This window comes from Treponema bryantii (genome assembly GCF_900111035.1).
Taxonomy (GTDB): Bacteria; Spirochaetota; Spirochaetia; order Treponematales; family Treponemataceae; genus Treponema_D; species Treponema_D bryantii_C.
On sequence record NZ_FOFU01000002.1, the window covers coordinates 300,931 to 324,174 of the forward strand.

Below are 23,244 nucleotides of genomic sequence, written 5' to 3' on the forward strand. Positions count from 1 at the left end.
CTAGTAGTTGAAATTTCCGCAAAAAAGCTGTGTAAGCGGAAGATTCAAGGTTTCTTTACTTCCATCTTTAGATATCAGATTGATTTTTACAAAACTCTGACTGACTTCCGTTGCAGTTCCATCTCCGTAAAAAGCACCAACCATTTCCAGATATTCATCTTCTGACATTTCTTCATCATTAAAAACAGGAGCCAGGAAAAGATCTAAAATCATTCTAGTCTGTTCATCCGAAGCCTTATAAAAATCTTCCAGACTTTTACGGGTAATTGCTGTTATCAGCTTTCCTTTTTCAGCCTTTATGATTTTTGATGAGAAGATATAAGAGGTCTGTTTTTTATCACACATAGAGATTGAAACAGCCCCACCCTTTTTCTGATTTATTACGATATCTGAAAAACCAGCTTTAGCAAGTTCATAAGAAACAGATTGTGAATCTATCAAAAGGTCACTTGTGGAAACAGAATAATCTTCTGCACCCAAACCTGCTGCAGAATTAATCAGCTTTGCAAAAGCCTCTCCAGATTCACCTTCAAAACGGATATCAACAGAATCATCCTGCCGCAGAGTAAGAGTTATTTCTGTCTGACAGGACATAAAAAGAGCTGCAAAAATCAAAATAAAAAATGAGCGTATTGCTTTATTCATACTATTTAAACAAACTTCCAATACCCAAAGTTACCCTGACACCTGTAAAAAATACAAGACCGGAAGATATAGAGTTTGTAAAGGAAAGCGCAGAATTATCAGGTCTGTTGAAAACAGTATAACTTATATCCTGAACAAGCTGAGCTTTTGCCTTTCCAATTGCAATAGACGGAGTTGAAAGTGATACTCCTATAATTCCCGGGAATACAGAAGCCTTTACGTCTTCTCCAGTTACCATCATTCGTGCATTTCCAAAAGTAATTACCGGGCCCGCATAGAATCTGAAATAATCATTTACAGTTGCAGAGAACATAAGCGGAATCTGGAAAACACCCATTCCATAATTAAATCTGAAACCGAGACCAAATCCTGGCTCCAGAGGCCATTTTGTGTAACGCACGTTTGTATGTAAATCAATACCACGCCACTGGAACATAAAGGAATTAGGAGATATCAAAGACCAGTCACAGAAAAGAGAGGCATCTGCTGCAAGGACATCAAGACCTTCTGCCTTTGGATTATAATAGCTGCTGCCTTTAAAGCTTATATTACTGCCAGAGTTTCCAGAAGATTTCTTTTCATCAACAAAATCTTCTTCTTCAAAATCTGTTTCATTAGAATCTGAATTTGCCTTTCGTTTACCTGAAGGCAAAAATTGTCCGCAGGCAACATATTTCGGCTTCCAGTAATCCTGTTTAAGAGATGAAATAATAACGCCGGTATTAGGGCCATCACTTATTGCAGAAATAAACTGATTATTTCCTATATAAATGCCAACATGTGTGATTGGTGCAGTATTATTTGTTTTGAAAAAAAGAAGATCACCAACTTCCTTATCCTTATCTGGAACAATACGGCAATAGTTATAAAGAGCCTTTGCAGTACGAGGAAGCTGCTTTTTGATTGATTCACGAGCGGTATAATAAACAAGACCAGAACAGTCAAATTTATCCGGGCCGATTGCACCAAGTACATAAGGTGCTCCGACATGCTTTTTTGCTTCAGTAACAAACTGTTCACGCATAACCTGTGCTTCGGCAGGACTTGTATCTTCTGCGCAAAGTTTTATACAACACATGCAGAAAACAAGAAGCATAAGAGAAAGTGTTTTTTTAGCAGCCGCTCGGGCACTTTTTTCAGTTAAAAAAGCCTTAGCCTTATCTATAATCATCATATTTATATTGTCGATATTTTTTTGCAAAAATTAAGTTTCAGACTTAAAATATATCATATGGCAGAGATAAATAATATTCCATGGAAGTACCTTGATGATTTTAGGGGCTCAGAGTTCAAAGGTGAATGGCCTACATTCCCTGAACTCCTTCGCATTCAGGCTAAAAGAAACGGAGAACGTCCGTGCTTTACAGCCTTTGATGGACCAGGAGATTCTAAGCGCACTCAAACCTACAACGAAGTTCTTGCGAATGTGACTGCACTTGCCGACTGGTTAATTGAAAACGGTCTTAAAAAAGGAGACCGGGTTGCCGTTATGGGAAAGAATTCTCCCGAATGGGCGACAGCTTACCTTGCTGCTCTTTTTGCAAGTGGTATTGTTGTTCCTGTTGATAACGGACTACACGAACCAGAAGTAGTAAATATCGTAAACACAGCAAAGCCTGAATTTGTTTTCTGTGACGACGATAAAGCTTTTTACTACAAAAACAATTGTCCCGGGGTTAAAATATATTCGCTGAATCCGGAAGCCGGCGAACGATATGTCTATAATCTGAAGGCAAAAGCTAAACCTGAACCAAATGAACCTGCTACCGAATATGATACTGCAGCCATTTTGTTCACCTCTGGAACCACAGGAAAGCCAAAAGGCGTAATGCTTTCCCACAGGAATCTTATTTCTGATGGCTTTATTGCACAAAGGAACTTTAATCACTATAACACAGATGTTTTCTACGCTCTTCTTCCAATTCACCATGCTTATACAATGCAGGCAGCCTTTATAAACCCGCTGCAGACCGGTGCTTCAATTGTATTCGGAAAGAGTATGGCTGTTTCTAAGCTGCTCAAAGAACTGAAAGAAGGAAAAATCACCGTCATGCTTGGTGTTCCTCTTCTATATAATAAGCTGCTTTCGGGAATCAGAAGAGGCATTAAATCAAAAGGACCTGTTGTTGCAGGGTTTCTCGCTTTTGTGAGCTGGCTTTCTTATATGATTAAAAAGGTTTTCCATGTAAATCCTGGAAAACAGCTCTTTAAAACAGTCCTTGAACAGGCAAGTATTTATACAATCCGTGTTGCAATTTCGGGAGGCGGCCCTCTTGCTGCAAGTGTCTGCCGTCAGTACAACGCTATGGGTATTGATTTTATCCAGGGCTACGGTCTTACAGAAACTTCACCAATTATTGCATTAAACCCGGTTGAACACTTTAAGAGTGAAAGTGTCGGCATGTCTTTTGCACCTTACGAGGAAATCAAAATCCTTAATCCGGAAAAAGTGATTACCAAGAAAGGTGTTGAAGAAGTTGGTGAAATTGCAGTTAAAGGACCTATGGTTATGCAGGGCTACTATAATATGCCTGAAGAAACCAAGGCTATGTTTACTGAAGATGGATTCCTTAAAACCGGAGACCTTGGAAGCATCGACAGCGAAGGCTTTATTAAACTTTGCGGTCGTGCCAAGAATCTTATTGTAACAAGCGGTGGTAAGAACGTTTATCCTGAAGAAATTGAAGATGCATTCCAGTTGTATGATGGAATTCAGCAGATAACAGTTCGCGGTTATTATGCAGATGATGAAAAGACTTCTGAAGAGATTGAAGCACTTATTTATCCTAGTGATGATCTGTATAAATCACTAGGATTTGAACGAAATAATGAGTTTGTTCAGGATGAGGTGCTTGAAGCAGTTCAGAAAATAGTAGCCAAAGTAAACAAAAACTTCCAGGCTTACTCTCAGATTTCTAAAGTAACACTGCTAAAAGAACCTCTTGAAATGACAACTTCTCAGAAAGTAAAGAGAAATTTCGTGCCTAAGACTTACTAGCGTACATAATTTCTGATTTCTGAACACATTTTGATTAAATCGTCGGGGCGGCGCTGGTAGACTGCATAATAAAGGTCTGGCTGGGCGCCGCCTTTGCATGATGCTGCCCAGAAGCGGACATCATCTGCCTGGCGGTCATAAGCCTGTGCCCTATAATGTACCGGTGCAAGAGCAGTTTTATCAGAAAGAAGTGTCTGTGCATCTTCTGTAAAGAAGGCTCCAACATATCGTTTACTGTTTGAATTGTCAGAAAGCAGCATTACCGAAACAGCCGGTGCAATCAAACCATAGTTTTCTGCATTCTTATCTGTCGGCATCAAAGAAGATTCATAGTTTTTGATTACGTTATAAGGTATTTTTCTGTGTTCACTTAGCAGTGTAAAGAAACATGAAAGCTGTTTATCTTCTGCAAAGAACAAAAGGTCATTTCCCTTTCCATTAAACCAGGCAGGATGAGTAAGTCCTTCCTTTGGCCAGGTTGTAAGTTCATCAAGAATTGAATGAAGAGTCAGATTCTGACCATCAAGAACAACATCAATAACAGATTCCAGATTCTCTGCCTTTCGAAGCTCTTCAATCAGCTTATCATAAGAAGAAAGACCACCTTTTGCCATCACAAGAGCACCGATAAAATCAATCAGAATACGATTTTCAGCACCATTACAGAAGAACGGACTGAATACAGCGCCTTTAGCAGTATTCAAATAATCAGTCAAACTTTTATAGCTCATAGGAATCTCAAGTTTGATTTTGTTCATAACTTCTGTACTGAAAGCCAGTTCACAATGATCAAGAACAATCGGAATGCATTTTTTATTTCTGAGCGAGCTTGGTATTGTTTCCAATACTTTAGCAGGAATATCCTCTGCAACTCCGGAAAGTGCAGATGTAATTTCTCCGTTCCAGGTAAAAAGCATGTCGTATTTAGCTTTTATAATCTGAAGGTCAAAATCTCCTTCAGAAATAACATCAAAATCAAGAATAATATTCTCTTCCTGAGGAATCTGAGCTTTTAGAAGTTCTGTCATCTCCTGAGAAAGGCCGTAGAAAGCGACTCGGACAGTTCTGTCGGCTTTTCGCTTACGGTTTATTTTAACTCCGACACAAATACCAATAATAAGCAGGATAGCACAAAGTGTACTGATGCTATAAATAATTGTTTTCTTGTTGAAAAGCTTTTTGATTTCAAATTTCTTAGTGTTTTTCTTGTTTTTTCCGGATTTCTTACTCATATTAAAAATATCGGACAAAAATGCGTCTTTTCTTATCTTTTTTCTTATATATATATTTCACTTGCAAGCACTTCCGTTTCATTCTATAATATATGCGTGGCAAAGCTTTTTGTTGTTGGAACACCGATAGGAAATCTTGGGGATATTACTTACAGAGCAATCGAAACGCTCAAAAGCGTAGATTATATTGCGGCTGAAGATACCCGCCATACGTTGCAGCTTTTAAATCATTTTGAGATTAAAAAGCCGCTTATTTCCTGCAGGGCCCAAAACGAAAGAGTTGCTGGGGAAAAGATAGTCAAACTGCTGGAAGAAGGACATGACGTTGCTTATGCTAGTGACGCAGGAACTCCTGGAGTTTCTGATCCGGGCGCTGTTCTTGTTGATGTTGTTCGCCAGGCAGGTTTTGATGTGGTGCCGATTCCAGGCCCTGCTGCGTTTGCAACTCTTGTGAGCGTTGCGGGTACGGGCGGTAAAACACTTATTTTTGAAGGCTTTCTTTCTCCAAAGCCAGGCAGACGTCGAAGCCGTCTGAAAGAGCTGATGGAAACCGGAAATGCGGTAGTAATTTACGAAAGTCCGTTCAGAATTACTAAACTTCTTGCGGACATTGCCGATATTGAAAGTAACCGGCGCATCGTTGTAGGACGTGAATTAACAAAACTGCACGAGGAAATAACCAGTGGAACGGCCGTTGACCTGTACAATGATTATTCTTCGCGACAAGCTATTAAAGGTGAGTTTGCAGTTTTTATTTCTGGTGTAAAAAATATTAAGAATTCTGATGAATCTACCGATAATTAAAAGGTAGAGGGGTAGGACGTTATGATGATAAATGGTGTAAACAGTGTAAATCCACTGAACAATGTTCAGAATCTCCGCAAAACCGAAAGCTCTGCAAAGGTAGACCGCGAATACGATTCTATCAGCGTATCTGACGAAGCCAAAGAGATGGCTGAAGCTTACTACCTGGAAAAAGTTGCAAATGAAACTCCAGATGTAAGAGCAGATCGCGTAGCAGCCGTTAAAGAAAAGCTCAAGGATCCAAATTATTTGAATGATGCCGTAATTAAATCGGCAGCAGACAAATTTCTGTCTGCAATTGGACTCTAATAGCGGCCTTTAATTGACTCTCAAAAGACGGAACACGCTTCCGTCTTTTTTTGTTTAGAGACATAAAAATGGAGAATTAGGAGAGAAGAGGAAAAAAAATGGCAGATTTAGCATTCAGAATAAATCCAAATATTATTTTAGGGCCTTATACAATCAGCCGTCTTGGCGCTCAGGTTCATGAATGGGGCTCACGCTACATGGTAATCATGGATCCTATGCTCAATGAAGCACAGCTCGCCGGTCAGATTATGCAGTCTTTGATAGACCGTAAAATTGAAAGCTTTGTATTTGCAGAACTGGCCGAAGGTCCTACTACACAGGTTATTTCACGCGCACTCGGACTTGCTAAAGAAGGTCACGTTCACGGTATTATTGCAATTGGTGGAGAAAAAGCAATTCAGGTTGGACGTGCAGTTGCTGCTTATTACAACGAAGTACATGATTTTTATAATTTCGTAGATGGTGCACTTCCTACAGCTAACGCAATTCCATGTATCTGTATTCCTACAACTTACAGAAGTCCTTTTATGTTTACACAGGATATTCCAATTGTAGATTCACGCAGCCATCAGCTTAAATTCCTTCGCGTTCAGGGTGGTGTATGCAAGCTCGTACTTACAGATCCTAACCTAATGCTCACACTTACAGATAACCAGAAATCTACACTTTCAATTGATTTGATTTCAATTGCAGTAGAAGCTTATCTTTCTCAGAAAGCAAACTTCTTCAGCGATATGTTTATAGAAAAGGGCCTCGAGATTCTTTCTTATGCACTCGACGGCTCACCTACTCTGGATATTACAACTCCTGCTGAAGTTCTGCTTGCTCAGGCAGGCTGTCTGATTTCTCTTGGAGCTGCAGCTTCAAGCGTTGGAATTGGAACTCTGCTTTCTTTGAGTATCTATTCTCGTTATCACAAGAGTAAGTCTCTTATTTCTTCTATTTTGCTGCCTTTCCAGCTTGAAGATGTAACAAAATTTAAGCTTGCAAAGGTTGAAAAGCTTGCTCATATTATCCGTGCATGCCCGGAAGAAGCTAGCGGTGAAGATGCTGCTAAACAGTTTATTGAGTACGTACGTCAGAAGATTGCAAAATCTGCCCTGCCTACCCGTCTAAAAGATTTAAACCTGACAATTGAACAACTGTCTTTGCCGGTTGAGGATATTAAGGCTGTTAATCTTATGAACAACCTGCCTCGCAGCATGACAACAGATGATTTGTTTGATTTTGTGAAGTTGGCTTACTAATGATAGAACCCGGCAAACTTTTTCAACTTGAGGGCGGACAGAAACGCCGTAAATTAGCACTTACATTTGGAGCGCTTGAGCGCGATATTCTCGGAATTGCAGAAAAAGGTACGGAGTATACTTTTACGAGTTTGCCGCGCGCCGAATATATACGGCAGGTTGCGGCTGTGTTACTGCGGGATCCTAAATTGAGCGAGGAAGCCGGCGCGCGGCTGCGCACGCTGCTGCAGACAGAACCACTCGACGAGCTTCGTGTGTGCAACTACGCCCGCAACACACTTTTGGAACTGCTCGGAACCTTTCCTGCGGAGTGGGATCTCGTTATCGCGCCACATGCTGACCCGACCACAGAAGACGGCACCGTCCGCGCCCGCGACTTTTTCCCGGGAGTCTGTGTATACGCAGAAGATATCCGCTCGCCATTTAACATCGGTTCAATTTTCCGTACCGCTGAAGCAATGGGCGCCGAAAAAGTTTTAATTTCACCGCATTGTATTGATCCTGAACAGCCGCGAGCAATCCGCTCAGGAATGGGCTGTATAGAAACCATGGGCTGGGACCGTGTTCCCCTTGAACAGCTGCCCTCAGATATTCCCGTTTTCGCGCTGGAAACCGGCGGAACTCCAATCGAAGAGTTCAAGTTTCCTGAACGCGGCATCTGCATCATAGGCTCCGAGGAACTTGGAGTAAGCCCCGAGGCCCTCACCCGCGCCACCTACGGCACAGTAACAATCCCAATGAAAGGGCTTAAAGCTTCATTAAACGTTGGTGTGGCATTTGGAATTTTAATGCAAAAATGGGTAGAGTCGCTTCAATAGTTTTATTCGCCGTACTCTTTCTTATAACCTGCTTCTAAATCGCTTACAAGCTTATTAAACTGACGCTCATCAACAATATTGAAAAGTTTAAGGGCATATCTATCAATCTGATAAAAATCAACCATTCCACGGGAATAAAAATCAATTGTTTCGGCAACATGAAGAATAGCAACTCTGTTCTTATCTTTATCAGGCACTATAGAAAGTCCATTCCAGCCGACAAGGTCAAAACAAACTCCCGAATCAAACCCATATCGTTTAGAAGCTACAAGACTCAGATAAGTTGCCGCATTTCTATGCATGAACATGTCCAGAATATTATCTCCATATTCAGGATACTGTTTACTTAACTCTGTGATATATTCAAGCTGATTTTTACTTGCCCCTGCCAGAAGAACCGCACCCATACTATTTAAAAGACCAAGCAGGTACATATATTCTTCATCCTGTGGGAAAGTATCTTTAAAAGTACAGTTCTTATAAAGATTATATGCATAGTAAGCAACCTTTCTTGAATGGAGCAAAATCTGTTCAAAATATTCAGAGTTCTCAACCAGACGGTTATGAGGATTGCTTTCGCTGTAAATAAATTTCAAATCATAATCAGAAAGCATAGCTATTGCCTTCTGAAGATTGAAGCATTGTTTATCCTGCTGAAGCACATATCTGAATGGCAAAATTGAAAGAGATAAATCTTTTCTGACTACATCATAAAGAGCCTTACGATCCACTGTTCCTTCAACATTGACCATCTTACTTACTTCATCAAAATGAGATTTCAGAATTGGTATTGAATCTTCTAGATTTACAAACTCATAAGAAAGCATTTCAACACCACAGAAAACTGTTGAATTACAAGGAAGTATAATTCTTGTAACAGTTTCATTGCCTTCAGAAAGGACCTGATAATTGTCCTTTGAGAGTCCTACCTTCTGCAGCATAAGAATGATGATAATGATACCAAGTCCGGCACCTTCTGACTGATCGAGTACATTTGTGAAAACCTCGTCCATTTCTTTATACTGCTGAACACTGTCCAGTTTCTGCTGGATACGTTCTTTTTCAAATATTGTAAGTGTTGAATTGTTTCTGATTTCTATGTAGATTTTGTCGGCAAGAATTCTTAAGGAAAGTTTTATATAAAGGCCAGCTTTTTTCTGAAGTTCAAGATAATGATCTATATTTGTAAGGGTATCCATCTTAAAGTTTTCCATACCCTTTTCGTAATCATCCCGATTATTTATATCAAGCCCTTTTTCTTTGAAGTAAACTCTCTTTGTATTGGCTTTTTTGGCATTCGTAAGAAGTTCGCTTAAACAGAAATTAAGATATTCCTTCAGATGATCCTGATGACACTCTTCCAGAAACATTTCCATTACACTGCGAATATACACTTCGGTATTTCTCGGCAACGTATATGAGGTCATCTCTATTGGCAACTGCAAACCGACGGAGACTCTTATTTTATCCCTGTCGATTTCCAAGCGTTCTTCTAAATCATCCATATATACTTTTTAATATTATATACCCTAAATACCATAAAATGCAAAAAAAAATGATTCTGCATTCATAAAAACCGATAACTAAAACGTTTTTATTTGACTAAAATAGAGAAGCAGACTTATAGTTAACTATGGACTTAAAATTGACTCCACAGGATATTGCAGAATGCATAAGCGCTCTGGTTGCCCGAAATAAACTCTGGAGTAAAAAGAGAGTATATCTTTATTTTATTGCCAATAAGACTGCAGGCTGTTTTACAAATCCCCAGAAATCAGAACATCTTAAAAGATACTTTTCTGATGTTTATGATGCTATTAAAGACCAGCCGGAATGTGCCACTTCTGTTTCCTATAAGATTTTTTCTACTGAATATGCAGGACACGCAAAGGATTTAACTCAATCAGTCGTTGCCCAGCTGATTGCAACTGATGAACCTGATTCAGAAAGCATGATTGTTACTGCAGGCGGAGATGGCACATCTCTTGAAGTTCAGACTGCACTTTTTAAAGAAGCTATGCAGGGGCCTAAGCATAATGATGCAATTATGAATCATATTACGATTCTGCGTCTTCCACTTGGAACCGGTAATGATGGAACTGATGGCCACAAAATCGAAGAAACAATTGAACTGCTGAAGGGTGGCCTTGTTTTTGCTAATGACAGGGCTGTTCGTATTTACCCTGAGAATGAACCTGATAAAGCTGCTATAAAATCCTATGGGAAAGATCCGGCAAAATATGGTGATATAAATTTCTGTGCACCGTGGTATGCCTTCAATATTGCCAGCATTGGCCTTGATGCCTATGTAGTTCATATGACTAATACTATAAAGAAAAGACTACCTGGAAATTTTTATCATCTATGTGTTCCATTGAGCGGCTTTACTTACGATAAAGTTTTTCCTTCAGGAACTGTAACAATTGAACTTTTTGAAAATAGAGAAAACAAGTCTGGAGAACTGAATTTACCTATTACTCTGCTTGCCTTTGGCGCTTCAGGCTACAGAGTTTATGGTGGTGGTCACAATATTCTTCCAGATTCAAACAATCTTTGCGTTGCTCCAAAAATCTCACTATGGACTTTAATAAAGGATAATCATCGCTTTGTTGATGGTTCTTTTAAGGGAACTAAACTTGCTACTCTTCATAGTGTAGAAAAGATCCGGCTTTCTTATGATAAGTCTATTTTGCTGCAGTGTGATGGAGAAACTGTTCTTCTGACTCCTGCACATTTTCCAATCATTATGGAACTTACAGATCCATGTCTTAGGGTTCTCAAACCTGTCAGTTTGTGATATAAATACGTCAATCTGATGGAAAACGAAAACTCTGAAAACTGCTTTTATAAAAATGGACTCCACTTTGAATGCCAGCGCTGCTCTTATTGCTGCGGTCATTCTCCTGGCTTTGTATATCTTTCTAAACGAGATTTAATGACTCTCTGTTCTCACTTTAACATGAAAGTAGCTGAGTTTGTTGCAAAATACTGTCGCTGGGCAGATTATTATTATGGAACTCAGGTACTGGCTCTTCTTGAAAAAAAGAATTACGACTGTATTCTCTGGGAAAATGGCTGTTCTGCTTATGAGGCTAGACCTGTTCAGTGTTCAACTTATCCATTCTGGTCATGGATGATTGCTGATGAAAAGACCTGGAATGAATGTGCCGCCGAGTGTCCTGGTATGAACAAAGGACGCGTGTGGCCATATGAGGAAATCGAAAAAAACAAAAAGGCTTATACAGATAATGTACCTCTTCACAGAGAAGAGGTAGAAGCAATGATTGCTAACGGAGAATAGCGCCCGTTTTATTTCCAGCTTGTACTTACCGGGGCTACTAATCGTGCCGACTCATTACCATCTTTTCCGCTGAACTCTATTCTCAGTTCTTTCTGACCTTTTGTCAGAGACTGTGGTAATTCAAAGCTTTTTACAAACTTCTCATCATCACCATCACAACTTAGTGTATAATCTGCAATCAGTGTGTCACCGGATTTTATAATTATCTGCTTACCTTCATCTGTTTTCAGGAAAGTACAATCCAGATAAATCTTTTTATCTTCATCTGGAAGAACCTTAAACATATACGAGAAACTTCCGCCTGCCTTTGCATAACGGGTAAGCTCGTGAGGATCAGCAACAGAACCAGTTCCAGTTTCCTGCATATATGGCCAGGTTGTTTCATTACCTTCTGTCTGAGCACCATAGCCCACACCGATTCCTTCAATATAGTTTGCGGTGCTGTCTGCAGAACTCTGTGCCATAGTCTCAAGCATTCTGATTTCTTCTTGAGAATCAGTGAACAACCAGTAAATACCATATCGCTGATTATTGATTCTATAATACGGAGTAAAACAAAGAGTTCCATACCAGTCTGCATTTCTGAGAATAAATCTCAAACCTTCCTGTTTTTCAAAATGTTTATTGATATTCTTCATAAACTCATCTACTGGTTCTTCCACCAGCAGTGTCTCTGTAGCAAGCGGTTTAAGTCCACTGGTTCCACCGTAGTTTCCATTAAGCGGCATCTCGAGTCCGCGGACAATCTTATTTGCACAAACATCGCACTGCACCCCGACCTGTCTCAAAGACATTTTACTGTCGCGGCCGAGTTCCGCAGCCAAAACCACCGGTCCATACTTAAACGCAAAGCAGCGGCTGTTGTCCGGAAGATTATACGCACGAATCTCCATAGGGAAATCAACAGTTATCTTATCTCCATTCTTCCAGCTTCGTTTAATATAAAAATAATCAATGTCTTTTGTTGCACTTGCAGAAACTCCGTTAATCATAAAACAAGGAATGCCGGCAACCCAGTCTGGAATACGAATAGCGATTGTAAAATCAGACTCACCCGCCTTCACAGTTAATTCAATTTTTCCACTTTCCGGCAGATCCGAACTCTGACAAATCACTACGTTCTTAGAGTGCCATCTTACTTCCGAACTTACAAACTGATTCACATAAAGCGTGTCTTCATCATAAAAATACAGACTGTCTCCAAGCTTTGTGAAATTCTCAAGACCAGTTCCCGTACAGCACCAGAAGTAGTTTTTATTTACATCAATATTGCAATAAGTCTTAAAACAACCTGTAGCCATCGGCTGAAAATAAGTTGTCATTCCAGTTTCATGATTTACAGAAGCAAGAATTGCATTTACAAAAGTATTCTCATAATAATCTGCATATTTTTTCTCGCCTGTCAGCATGAAAAGTGTGCGGGTTAATTTGAGCATATTATGAGTATTACAGGTTTCGCAGTTACAGTTACTTCGTTCAGCATCAAGAATATTATCACGGCCAAAATGCTCACACTCACTGTTTCCACCTGTGATGTAAGTATGACGCTCCGTTACGATTTTCCAGAAGGCCTTACAGTACTCAAGATATTTCTGCTGTTCGGCCGCAGCCCCGCTTTCTTCAAGCAGAGTTACACAGCGGTTTATAGCGCCAACAAATTTCGGGATTGTACAGTTTGCGTGCTTGTTATTCAGAACATCAGGCTTGCCACCTTCACGACTGGCTGCCAGAACATCTTCAAAAAGTTTTTCTTCATCAAAAGCATGAGCCGCATTCTTAAAATGCACTGCGTTCTCATAACCAGCGGCCTTTGCAACTTTATAAAGCTCATAAAGGCAGTCGTTCATTGCGCCATATTCAACGGCAAGTACATGGTCTCTCTGTTCAGCTGTCCAGCGGCTGGTACGGTTATAAATCCATTCACCAAGTTTTTCTGCCACTTCAAGTGAACGCTGGGCTGTGTCACTATCTGCAAGCTTTGCAGTCTCCACAAGCCCATTCACAATTTTATGCATTGTGTACCAAGGCACCCAGGTATCGTTATAATCAGCAGCTTCCATCTTATCAAACTGAAGTTCAGGCTTAGAAGGATCTGCCATAGTGGCACCAAAAACAAAACCTGTACCTGTCGCATTCTGACATTCTGCAAGTCCTTCGATTATGAGTTTTAAACGGGCCTTAAGAGTTACTCCGTCAGTTCCTGAACAATCTCCGTAACCACCTGCACAAGCCTGGGCAGCGGCAGTCAGATAGTGCCCCAGTGTATGTCCGCCGATTCTTGTATTTTCCCACCCACTGTAAGGTCCACTTGCCTTATTAGGCAGGCCGGCAGTTAGTCTGAAATTATAAAGAAGTCTGTCTAGATCAAAGTTATTCAGAAAATCAACATCCTTCTGAGTAACCTCTGTAAAAAAATCATCCTTAAGAATTACATCACCAAGATTGAAAGCCTTAATCATATTACCTCCACGTCATGCTGAACTTGTTTCAGCATGACGAGTTCTTCTATATCTTTTTATTTTTTACCCACAAATATCTGAGATAAGCTGTGAATCCACTCAGGAACCACACAATTCCCACAGACCACCAGATTCCCCATACGCCGATAGCCGCAATAGATGTTAGAGCAATTGGTACTGTAAATCGTCCAATTACCTCTGTAATTCCGTTAATCAGAGAGAAGGTTGCATCGCCTACTCCGTTAAGAACACCGCGCACCATATAAATCAGTCCAAGGAAAATGTAGAACCAGCTGGAAATTCTAAGCGCCTGCGCACCCATAGAAATTACTTCTGCATCCTTTACAAAAACTCTTGTAACTCCATTTCCAAAAATCTGAATGATTGGAATCATCACAAGTGTAAAGATTGTCATCATCAGCATGCTCTTTCTGTAACCAAGAATGAGACGATCTTTCTTCTTAGCGCCAAAGTTCTGTCCACTGAAAGTTGAAAGAGCTGCACCAAGTGTCTGATACGGCTGATGAATTAACTGCTCAATTCGGCTGGTTGCGGTAAACGCTGCAACTGTAACCGGACCAAAGTTATTTACAACACGCTGAAGTGCCATGCAGGAAATTGCAATCAGAGAGAACTGAAGTGAAATTGGAACACCGAGTCTTGTACACTTCCACAAAATATTTGCATCCAGGCGAACATCTTTTTTATGAAGTTTAAAGTACGGATTTGTTTTGAAAGCAAACGTAAGGCACAAAAGTCCACAGACAAAATTTGCTATCAGAGTTGCAATTCCCGCTCCCACTACTCCCTGATGCAAAAAGTAAACAAAAATAATGTCGAGAATTACGTTGAGGATGCATGAGAAAATCAGAAAATAGAGCGGAGTTTTTGAATCTCCAAGAGCTCGAAGCATAGAAGAAACAAAGTTATAAATGGAAATCAGAGGAAGGGCACAACACATAATTTTCATATAAGCTGCAGCCTCATCAAGAATTGATTCCGGAGTTTTCAGAAAAACAAGAAGAGGCTTTGTTGTAAAAAATGCTACTGTACCAATCACAAGAGGAACTAGCACCATGATAAACGCCGTATTTACAATACAAACCTTTACTTTTTCATCATTTCCCTCTCCAAAAAAGTGTGATGTAATAATTCCACCGCCGGTTCCAATTCCGTTACAGAGCGCAAAAAAGAAAAAAGTAACAGAACCTGTGGCTCCAATTGCAGCAAGTGCATGTGCTCCAATAAGCTGGCCTACAATTACTGAATCTGCAAGATTATAAAGCTGCTGAAAAATGTTTCCATTAAGCATTGGAACAGAAAAAGTAAGCAGCAGGCGGACAGGACTTCCTTCCGTCATGTTAATCATATTTGATTTCATCTCACTATCTATTATAACGCTCAGCAGTTTAGTGAAATTGTATAATTATATTTGAAATATGTATGATACATGTCATGCTGAACTAGTTTCAACATCTATAAACAAGCTCCCGAAACAAGTTCGGGATGACAGAATTTATGTAATAATGACAACCCATAAAAAATGTAGTATAATTAAAGAAATGAAGCCCGAGTCAAACACCTCAAAGGGTATTTTTTTTATAATCTGCTCTGCATTTTTCTTTGCTCTGATGGCCGTTTTTGTTCGGCTTGCAGGCGACATTCATTTTATACAGAAAGCCTTTTTCAGAAACGCAGTTGCCTTTTTTATTGCCCTTGGCGGAACTATTCGCGATGCACGTCATAACGGGAGGGCAGCCATTCAGATTCCTAAGGGTGCAATGCTTTATCTTTTTCTACGCGCCATTGCAGGCTCTGTCGGTGTATTCGGAAACTTCTACGCTATAGACCACATTCTTTTAGCAGATGCGGCCATTCTCAATAAAATGGCTCCGTTCTTCACAATTCTTTTCTGCTTTATAATATTAAAGGAAAAGATTAAAACTGTTCCGCTGATTTGTATCATCATTGCTTTTTCAGGATCAATTCTGATTGTAAAACCATCCTTTAACTTTACACAGATGATTCCAACACTTGCAGCATTTATGGGTGGCGTTGGAGCTGGTCTTGCATATGCAAGCATCAGGAAATTGAGCTATCTTAACTGTAACGGCAAAATCATCATTCTGTTTTTCTCTGCTTTTTCAATGCTGCTATCAGTACCGTATTTAATTACAAGTTTTAATCCTATGACCCTAAAGCAGACTCTATTACTCTGTTGTGCAGGTGGCTGCGCTGCCGGCGGACAGTTCTCGGTAACTGCAGCATACTATCACGCACCTGCCAGCAAAATCTCAATTTACGATTATTCACAGGTTTTATTTTCTACCCTGTTTGGTCTGGTGTTCTTCGGTCAGATACCAGACTGGATGAGTCTTGCAGGCTATATAATTATCATCTCAATGGCAGTTGTGAATTATATTTACACTCACAGTCATGCAGAGGTCGATAATTCAACAAGTTTCTGAATATGAATTTCCATAATATCAAGGCAAGGAACCGGGCAATTGTTATCATTCAATGCCAAAGGTAATTCTGTGCATCCCAATATAAGAGCTTCAATTCCCTGCTCTTCTTTCATTTTTTGAATAATCGAAATAAGTTCTTTGAGAGATTCTTCTTTGACAATTCCATATTCAAGTTCATTTGCAATATGATCATGAACAATTAATCTGTCCTCTTTGCAAGGTGTACATACTTCAATTCCGTTTGCAACAAACGCTCCGGAAAGATAATCCTGCTCCATGGTAAAAATAGTTCCAAAAAGTCCAACCTTTTTAAAACCTTTTTTTACAGCATATTCTGCAGCTGCAACTGGAATACTTATAAATGGTTTATGGACAGCTGGTTTTAATTTATCAAAAACAACATGCATTGTTGCTGCAGTTAGCGCAATTATATCTGCACCACCATTTTCCAAATTCTGGATTTTCGCACCAATGTAATCTGTCAGTTCGTCATATTCTTTTTTTGCAACAAGATCCAATGCCTTATGCAAATTCAAACTTTCGATTGCTATTTCAGGAAAACCAATTCCACCAAGCTTATTATTTATTCTGGTATTGAGTTCCTTATAATATACAAGCGTAGATTCAGGTCCAGTTCCACCAATCAGTCCAATTTTTTTCATAAATACCTCTTTTTTTTAATTATGCATTTTATTTATTAAAAATAATTATATATAATACGCAAGCACCTTATCAACATCATAAATAGTCATATTTTTACATAAATTCGGAAAATGTCATAATTTATTTGAACACTAAGGCTGGAACCACTGTCAGCGAAGGTTGATGCTTAAATAAAGTTTGTCCATAGATGAGTTTCTTTTTCAGGGAGGCCAAACTGCTCTTTTCCGAGAGCTATGGACTTCATAAGGAAGCTCATATTACGGGCGAGAACACGGAGAGTCTGCATACCTTCTGCATCTTCAGCAGCTTCACCAGCGGCTCCTCCGTGAATATTGTTCCAGTACTGACTTGTAGCGATAGGCATTCCGCTTATTGTAAAGAACTTATTCAAAACATCAAAAGCAGCAGTAGTACCACCACGTCGTGCACAGATAAATCCGGCTCCAACCTTCATTGTCTTATCAAAATGGCTGCTATAGAAAAGACGCTGTAAAAAAGCCTGTACAGTAGCATTTGGAGCAGCATAATAAACAGGTGTTCCTACTACCATTCCGTCAGCAGCTTCAAGTTTTTTGGCAAACTCATTAACTGCATCATCAAAAACACAATGTCCAAGCTCTCCACATCTTCCGCAGGCGATACAACCGCGGATATCTTTATTTCCAATATTAAAAATCTCAGTTTCAATTCCCTGAGCCGCAAAAATCTTTTCCATCTCATGCAATCCAAGCAAAGTATTGCTGTCTGGACGTGGACTTCCATTTACCAAAAGAACTTTCATATCAACCTCTTATAAAATAATATAATTATAAGATATTTTAAGGGAGGGCAGAAAACAAGAAGAATTCTCTATTAAAAAAGAACGTTTATGCTATTCCAGAGCCCAATCTAAAACGTTTATAAAGGATTTATTTCCTAAATTTCAGGATATGGTTTATAATATTATTTATGAAATGTATTAAATGTGGCACTATGCTTCCAGATGAAGCTCATTTTTGTTTTAATTGTGGATATCCTACAAGCGATGTAAAGGTTTTACGCTCCTGTGAAGAATGCGGAAACACCCTCAGCACAATGGACAAATTCTGTTCGCGCTGTGGCGTTCCTGTAAAAGTTGTAAAAGAAGGTGATGGAGCAGCACAAACCTCAGAAAAGCCACGTGTAACTTTAGGAAAAAATCCAAAGATGATTTTGATTCCTGGAGGCCAGTTTGTAATGGGAGGAGGTTCTCACAACAGCCTCGTTACTCTTGTAAGTTATTATTTAAGTGAAGTACCAGTAACTCAGCAGCAGTATGCTAATGTAATGGGTAAAAACCCTTCAAAACTTCAGGGTGAAAATCATCCGGTTGAAAGCGTAAACTGGTGTGAAGCAATCATCTATTGTAATATGCTCAGCAAACTTAATGGTCTTATGCCATGCTACAGTATTGGAACAACAACTGATTTAAGCGCTTTTGAAGCAACAAGCCCAGTATGGAAACGAATCAACTGTAACTTTACTGCAAACGGATACCGACTTCCAACCGAAGCTGAATGGGAATATGCTGCCAGAGATGGAAAGACCTCTACCCCAAGTCCTTATGCAGGAAGCACAAATATAAATCAGGTTGCCTGGTACGGTGAAAACAGTGGAATTACAAGTCACGATGTTGCAACAAAAGATCCTAACGGATTAAAACTCTATGATATGTGCGGAAACGTTTCTGAATGGTGCTGGGACTATTACGTACCAAATCTGCCTACAGGCGCACAAACTAATCCACATGGTCCAAGTACAGGTGATATGCATGTAAAACGAGGAGGAAGCTGGCTCGATGATCCTCAGCAGTGTACAGTTTTCTATCGTAGTGGAAGTGCACCAAACGGAAAGAGCAGCAGCCTTGGATTCAGAGTTTGCTGCAGTGCCCTTGGCGATACAATGTAACTTGCAAAATAAATAAAATGGTGAGAAAATAGCAATATGACAATTACAGAAAATAAATCATCAAATTCTCTCGAACTCGTAATCAGCGGCCGCCTTGATACAGGTACAGCCCCAGAACTTGAAGCAAAGCTTAAACAGATTGATAAAGATACTCAGACCTTGTATCTGAATCTTCAGAATATTCAGTATATTTCCAGTGCAGGACTTCGTGTTGTTCTTCTGGCACACAAACTTATGCTTCCAACTGGTGGAAAGATGATTATCCGTTCACCGTCTGCATTCACAAAACAGGTACTCGAAGCAACTGGAATGGACAGCATTCTTACTGTCGAATAATACATTTTTTTATTGTTAATTTATTTTTCCCGTCAATAAATTCGTATTCAACCGAATCCATAAATTTCTTTGTAAGGAAAATTCCAAGCCCGCCAATTTACCGTTCATCTGCACTTAAGGTCAGATCCGGGTCTGGCCGTGCAAGCGGATTAAACGGCTTTCCACCATCACAAAAAACAACTTTAAGAATGCCAGTTCCAACCCCATCTACGGCAAAATCACAACAGATTTCAGCTTCTTCAGCCCCTGAATAATGTGCAATATTTACAAAAATCTCTTCCACCGCTAAATCAATTTGATTCAGAATCATTTCATCACAATCAGAAGGAATTTGAGAATGAATAAAATCATTTACAGCCTGCATACTCTCATCTGCAGCTTTTATTATAATTTGCTTCATTCCACCCCCTGAAATAAAAGTTCAAGCATTGTAATATCATCAAATTGAGGTGCAGTTTTTACAAAAGCATCAATATCACTGCGAACAAATTCAAGCACCTCTCGAGGAGTTTTATTTCCAGCAGATTTCATAACTTCAAGCAGACGGTTTTCTCCATAAAGCTCATTTTCTGAATTAGTTGCCTCAGTAACACCGTCAGTATAAATAAAGAGCCGGTCACCTTTTGCAAGAGTTGTAGAGTGCGTTGTATAAGGAATACCATCCATCCCGGCAAGCATTAAATTAGGTTTAGTTGTAAGATATTTTATTTCACCATTCTGCATAATCAGAGGTGCATTATGGCCTGCATTTGCAAATTTGAGTTCACCAGTTGAAAGAGTCAGAATACCCATCCAGCAGGTAACAAACAATCCGCTCTCATTTCCTTCACATAAGATTGTATTCACATGTTCAAAGATTTTGGCAGGATTAAACTCGTGCGCCGCAGTATCCTTCAGAAGCGTTTTTGTAATAACCATAAACAGAGCCGCAGGAACACCTTTACCACTTACATCACCAACAACAACCGCAAAATGGTCATCATCAATCATATAGAAATCATAAAAATCACCGCCAACTTCCTTAGCAGGCTCCATTGAAGCAAAAAGCTCAAGTTCTTTGTGATTATCATAAGGCGGGAACACACGCGGAAGCATTTCGGCCTGAATCTGCTTAGCAACATTCAGTTCAGCTCCAAGGCGTTCCTTTTCTGCAGTAGCAACAGTAAGGTCTTCAATAAACTGATTCAAATCCTTACTCATCTTTTTTACAGATTTTGCAAGAATACTGATTTCATTATGACCGTGGATTTTTTCCAGAAGTCCCGTTAATTCACCGTGATGTTCTGCTAAATGACTGGTTTCGTATGTTACAAAAAGAATAGGACGAATAATTCCCAGATAAAGGAATAGCGCATAAAGAGCAATAAAGAGAGCAGTAAGAACCAGCGCCCAGATTATGATAGATTGAAGAAAGCGCTTTTTGTACGCTTTGATTTCATGCATCGGCTTTACGACACTGACAATCGCACACGGTTTTCCTGCAGAATCAAAAAGAGGAACAGCACTAGTAACATGGCCGCCTCCTTTTTTATAAGAGAACATACTATAATTATTACCCTGTTCAATTACACTTCGCAACTTACTTATATAAAACTCGTCTTTCTTTTCAAGAGACTGAACATAACCGAGTTCAATTATTTTACTGTTCAATTCCTTGCTGTTTACAGTATCAAAAACATAAGTCCGTGATTTGAAATCTGTAGCAACAGTCGTAACATAAACATATACAAGTTCTGAGGCTTCTGTAATATCAATCAGACGCTGATTAGTCTCTTCCCATTCAGCATCTGGACCGTCATTAAGCCAGTATTCAAGTTTGCTGCCATCTATGTAAGTTGCAGCTGTCTGAGCAAATTGTTCTGTTACAGTTCCGTAAATAATTTCCAGTTCCCGCTTAAATTCCCTGTAACCATTGTAACTGTTTACGAGACACATAAAGGCACCAAAAATTACCGCGCCAAAAATCAGTTCAAGGCCAAGTACAGAAATGCGAAACTTTTTTTTCATCAGAAATACCTCAATAAAAATTATACATCATAATTGAGGAAAGAGAAAAATTATTTTTGATAGATATTAAGATGTTCCTGAATACGATTTTTTACAAGCTCAGCAATTTCAGTAGTAGACATTCCATCATATTCTTCCGGGGCAATTGGTTTAAGATAGTGAACCTGAATAGGATTAGTTGTTTTAAAGCCTTTATCAAAAATCTTGAAAGAATCAACAATAGCAACAGGAAGGATTGGACAGTGAGCTCTCTGAGGACTTTTAAAACTGCCTGCCATAAATTCGCCAAGCTTTCCATCCTGTTTCTCATAGCCGCCCTCAGGAAAAACCATGTAGTTTAAGCCCGCTTTCAGGTCCTTTGTAATTTCGCTGTAAGCCTTTACAACAGAATGAGTATTTCGTTTTAAAAGTCTCTGCGATTTTATAAGCCTGCAAACCTCACGAATAAAAGGCCGGTGAGTAACGCTATCATCCAGAATAACCCCAACCTTCCTTGGAAATGTATACCAGATTGCAAGTGGATCAAATTTTTCCTGATGATTTGAACAGATATAAAAACCGTCTTTTTCCGGAATATTTTCAAGCCCGTATGGAACTACCTTAAGTCTGGACTCTTCAATGGCAAACGTGATCATCTTTAGACAATAGGCATACATTTCATCTTCCGTATATTTACTCTGATGAAACGCCATATACACCATTTTCGGATAGTAGACTACGATTTTGAAAAAATTACTTGAAATTGCCTTAAACAATATTGAAATGCCACGTTTTTTATTCATAATCAGCCAAGTAAGTCAATAATAACATTATTTAAAATGATGTTCAAATAGTTGAGAATATCATAATGAAAAAGAAACAATTACAGTTGAAACCTAAAATATTTCTGCTGCAATTATTAATTGCATCTTATGTTTTCAATAAAGATAGATTCCATATTTTCTGTAACTGGAATAAATATAGAATCGTTTTCAATAATATTACATATTACAGATTGTGCAGGATGACCAAATATATTGCCGTTTCCAAAGGAGACCGGAAGAACAAATCTTTGTTGGTTTGCTTTTAAAAATGAGAAATCAAAACTATGTCGGCTTCCATGATGAGGAACCTGAATTGTACCTGTTTTCTCTCTTATTTCTTTATCATACATGATATTGACAACTTCAGATAAGTTGCCATCACCAGTATAAATACAGCCTGGTTTGAATAAAGGTAAAATATCATAGCCCCAGAAAAAATTATTATTGCAAATTGTTAGGTACTCTTTTTTATCTTTTACTGGACCTGAATACACAAATAATGAGTTTAAATTGATCTTATCTGGCAAATTATAATAGGCTTGCTTTATTTTATCTTTGTTTTTTATACAATAATCAATATCTTTTAATGAGTCATAATCAAGTTGAAGAGATCCTAATTCTTTTTTTAATAATTCTAATCTGGATACCCTTTCCTTATTATATGGAATATATATCCAGTCATCATTTATTGTAATTCTGGTATCACTCATGATTTCCTGTTTATTAATCAAATCATCTATCATAATTGAACCATCTGTCGAAGGAATATCCCCCTTATTATTTTCAATATCAGGTTTTACATAAATAATGGCTGTATCACTTCCAAAAAAAGTTTCTGGAGAAGTGAGTAAATCATACGAATCATTTTGATCTTGTGCCTTATAAACATTTTGAAGAATAATTTTTTTATCATCATGAATTAAAGGAAGAATACATCTCTTAATTGGAAAGTTTTCATGTAAAGTTTGTATAAAATTTACATGATCACTATCAAAATGAGAAATAAATAAAATATCTATTTTTTCTTCAGGTTCAAAACTATTTTTAACTAATCGTTCAGCATTTGAAGATTTTGTTAATTCTCCACAATCATAAACAACATTAAAATTTTCAAATCGCTCTGAATAAAAAGCACCTTGACCAATGGGATGAAATACTCTTAACATTTTTTCCTTTTCTTCAGTTTTTAAGGAGACAAAACGCAGACTTGCGGTTTGTCTCCTTATGT

General features: G+C 38.8%; 22 protein-coding genes. 10 read left to right on the forward strand and 12 right to left on the reverse strand.

What is annotated here, in order from left to right:
- Nucleotides 1–645 carry a hypothetical protein gene (locus BMY21_RS04665; protein WP_074641365.1) on the reverse strand — a complete coding sequence of 215 codons (645 nt, stop codon included), beginning with the start codon at nt 643–645 and terminating at the stop codon, nt 1–3.
- 1 nt (nt 646) lies between these two features.
- On the reverse strand, nt 647–1,819 hold the full coding sequence (locus tag BMY21_RS04670) for a C40 family peptidase (protein ID WP_074641366.1): 1,173 nt from the start codon (nt 1,817–1,819) through the stop codon (nt 647–649).
- Between the two features lie 57 nt (nt 1,820–1,876).
- Between BMY21_RS04670 and BMY21_RS04675 the strand changes: the two genes are divergently transcribed.
- On the forward strand, nt 1,877–3,643 hold the full coding sequence (locus tag BMY21_RS04675; RefSeq protein WP_074641368.1) for an AMP-dependent synthetase/ligase: 1,767 nt from the start codon (nt 1,877–1,879) through the stop codon (nt 3,641–3,643).
- On the opposite strand, the gene BMY21_RS04680 is transcribed toward BMY21_RS04675, so the two are convergent.
- Complete coding sequence (locus BMY21_RS04680; protein ID WP_074641370.1) at nt 3,640–4,875, reverse strand: hypothetical protein; 1,236 nt, start codon at nt 4,873–4,875, stop codon at nt 3,640–3,642. The genes BMY21_RS04675 and BMY21_RS04680 overlap by 4 nt on opposite strands.
- Nucleotides 4,876–4,971: 96 nt before the next feature.
- Between BMY21_RS04680 and rsmI the strand changes: the two genes are divergently transcribed.
- From rsmI to BMY21_RS04700, 4 genes are all read left to right on the forward strand, one after another.
- Nucleotides 4,972–5,679, forward strand: a complete 708-nt coding sequence (gene rsmI, locus BMY21_RS04685) for a 16S rRNA (cytidine(1402)-2'-O)-methyltransferase (protein ID WP_074641372.1) — start codon at nt 4,972–4,974, stop codon at nt 5,677–5,679.
- Nucleotides 5,680–5,700: 21 nt separating this feature from the next.
- A complete protein-coding gene (locus BMY21_RS04690) occupies nt 5,701–5,988 on the forward strand; it encodes a flagellar biosynthesis anti-sigma factor FlgM (protein WP_074641374.1) in 288 nt (95 codons plus the stop codon).
- Nucleotides 5,989–6,086: 98 nt separating this feature from the next.
- Nucleotides 6,087–7,235, forward strand: a complete 1,149-nt coding sequence (locus tag BMY21_RS04695) for an iron-containing alcohol dehydrogenase (protein ID WP_074641376.1) — start codon at nt 6,087–6,089, stop codon at nt 7,233–7,235.
- Nucleotides 7,235–8,053, forward strand: coding sequence for a TrmH family RNA methyltransferase (locus BMY21_RS04700; RefSeq protein ID WP_074641377.1), 819 nt, complete (start codon nt 7,235–7,237; stop codon nt 8,051–8,053). The genes BMY21_RS04695 and BMY21_RS04700 overlap by 1 nt, the downstream gene beginning before the upstream one ends.
- A gap of 2 nt (nt 8,054–8,055) precedes the next feature.
- Here the strand turns inward: BMY21_RS04700 and BMY21_RS04705 are convergent, their stop codons facing one another.
- Nucleotides 8,056–9,429: a hypothetical protein gene (locus BMY21_RS04705; protein WP_074641380.1), complete on the reverse strand. Its 1,374-nt coding sequence runs from the start codon at nt 9,427–9,429 to the stop codon at nt 8,056–8,058.
- A gap of 257 nt (nt 9,430–9,686) precedes the next feature.
- Between BMY21_RS04705 and BMY21_RS04710 the strand changes: the two genes are divergently transcribed.
- Both BMY21_RS04710 and BMY21_RS04715 read left to right on the forward strand, forming a co-directional pair.
- Nucleotides 9,687–10,850 carry a diacylglycerol/lipid kinase family protein gene (locus BMY21_RS04710; protein WP_074641381.1) on the forward strand — a complete coding sequence of 388 codons (1,164 nt, stop codon included), beginning with the start codon at nt 9,687–9,689 and terminating at the stop codon, nt 10,848–10,850.
- 18 nt (nt 10,851–10,868) lie between these two features.
- Nucleotides 10,869–11,354, forward strand: coding sequence for a YkgJ family cysteine cluster protein (locus BMY21_RS04715; protein WP_074641383.1), 486 nt, complete (start codon nt 10,869–10,871; stop codon nt 11,352–11,354).
- An 8-nt stretch (nt 11,355–11,362) separates the two neighbouring features.
- Here the strand turns inward: BMY21_RS04715 and BMY21_RS04720 are convergent, their stop codons facing one another.
- Nucleotides 11,363–13,813 (reverse strand): glycoside hydrolase family 127 protein, encoded by a 2,451-nt coding sequence (locus BMY21_RS04720; RefSeq protein WP_074641385.1) that lies wholly within the window; start codon nt 13,811–13,813, stop codon nt 11,363–11,365.
- A 46-nt stretch (nt 13,814–13,859) separates the two neighbouring features.
- Nucleotides 13,860–15,194, reverse strand: a complete 1,335-nt coding sequence (locus tag BMY21_RS04725; RefSeq protein ID WP_074641386.1) for an MATE family efflux transporter — start codon at nt 15,192–15,194, stop codon at nt 13,860–13,862.
- A 181-nt stretch (nt 15,195–15,375) separates the two neighbouring features.
- Between BMY21_RS04725 and BMY21_RS04730 the strand changes: the two genes are divergently transcribed.
- Entirely contained in the window at nt 15,376–16,281 is a 906-nt protein-coding gene (locus tag BMY21_RS04730) for a DMT family transporter (RefSeq protein WP_074641947.1), read from the forward strand.
- Here the strand turns inward: BMY21_RS04730 and BMY21_RS04735 are convergent.
- Together BMY21_RS04735 and BMY21_RS04740 are read right to left on the reverse strand one after the other, a co-directional pair.
- The gene (locus BMY21_RS04735) at nt 16,248–16,943 is read right to left on the reverse strand and encodes an aspartate/glutamate racemase family protein (protein ID WP_074641388.1); all 696 of its coding nucleotides are present in this window, start codon (nt 16,941–16,943) and stop codon (nt 16,248–16,250) included. The genes BMY21_RS04730 and BMY21_RS04735 overlap by 34 nt on opposite strands.
- Nucleotides 16,944–17,110: 167 nt before the next feature.
- Nucleotides 17,111–17,725, reverse strand: a complete 615-nt coding sequence (locus tag BMY21_RS04740) for a flavodoxin family protein (RefSeq protein WP_074641390.1) — start codon at nt 17,723–17,725, stop codon at nt 17,111–17,113.
- A gap of 167 nt (nt 17,726–17,892) precedes the next feature.
- Between BMY21_RS04740 and BMY21_RS04745 the strand changes: the two genes are divergently transcribed.
- Nucleotides 17,893–18,870 (forward strand): SUMF1/EgtB/PvdO family nonheme iron enzyme, encoded by a 978-nt coding sequence (locus BMY21_RS04745; protein WP_074641392.1) that lies wholly within the window; start codon nt 17,893–17,895, stop codon nt 18,868–18,870.
- A gap of 36 nt (nt 18,871–18,906) precedes the next feature.
- Nucleotides 18,907–19,206: an STAS domain-containing protein gene (locus tag BMY21_RS04750; protein ID WP_074641393.1), complete on the forward strand. Its 300-nt coding sequence runs from the start codon at nt 18,907–18,909 to the stop codon at nt 19,204–19,206.
- Nucleotides 19,207–19,303: 97 nt separating this feature from the next.
- On the opposite strand, the gene BMY21_RS04755 is transcribed toward BMY21_RS04750, so the two are convergent.
- The 4 genes from BMY21_RS04755 to BMY21_RS04770 form a co-directional block, all read right to left on the reverse strand.
- On the reverse strand, nt 19,304–19,606 hold the full coding sequence (locus BMY21_RS04755) for an ATP-binding protein (protein WP_218141025.1): 303 nt from the start codon (nt 19,604–19,606) through the stop codon (nt 19,304–19,306).
- Nucleotides 19,603–21,213 carry a PP2C family protein-serine/threonine phosphatase gene (locus tag BMY21_RS04760; RefSeq protein WP_074641395.1) on the reverse strand — a complete coding sequence of 537 codons (1,611 nt, stop codon included), beginning with the start codon at nt 21,211–21,213 and terminating at the stop codon, nt 19,603–19,605. The genes BMY21_RS04755 and BMY21_RS04760 overlap by 4 nt, the downstream gene beginning before the upstream one ends.
- Before the next feature lie 50 nt (nt 21,214–21,263).
- Nucleotides 21,264–21,905, reverse strand: a complete 642-nt coding sequence (locus BMY21_RS04765; RefSeq protein ID WP_177177716.1) for a lysophospholipid acyltransferase family protein — start codon at nt 21,903–21,905, stop codon at nt 21,264–21,266.
- Nucleotides 21,906–22,111: 206 nt separating this feature from the next.
- The gene (locus BMY21_RS04770; RefSeq protein ID WP_074641398.1) at nt 22,112–23,182 is read right to left on the reverse strand and encodes a ComEC/Rec2 family competence protein; all 1,071 of its coding nucleotides are present in this window, start codon (nt 23,180–23,182) and stop codon (nt 22,112–22,114) included.
- Nucleotides 23,183–23,244 lie beyond the last annotated feature (62 nt).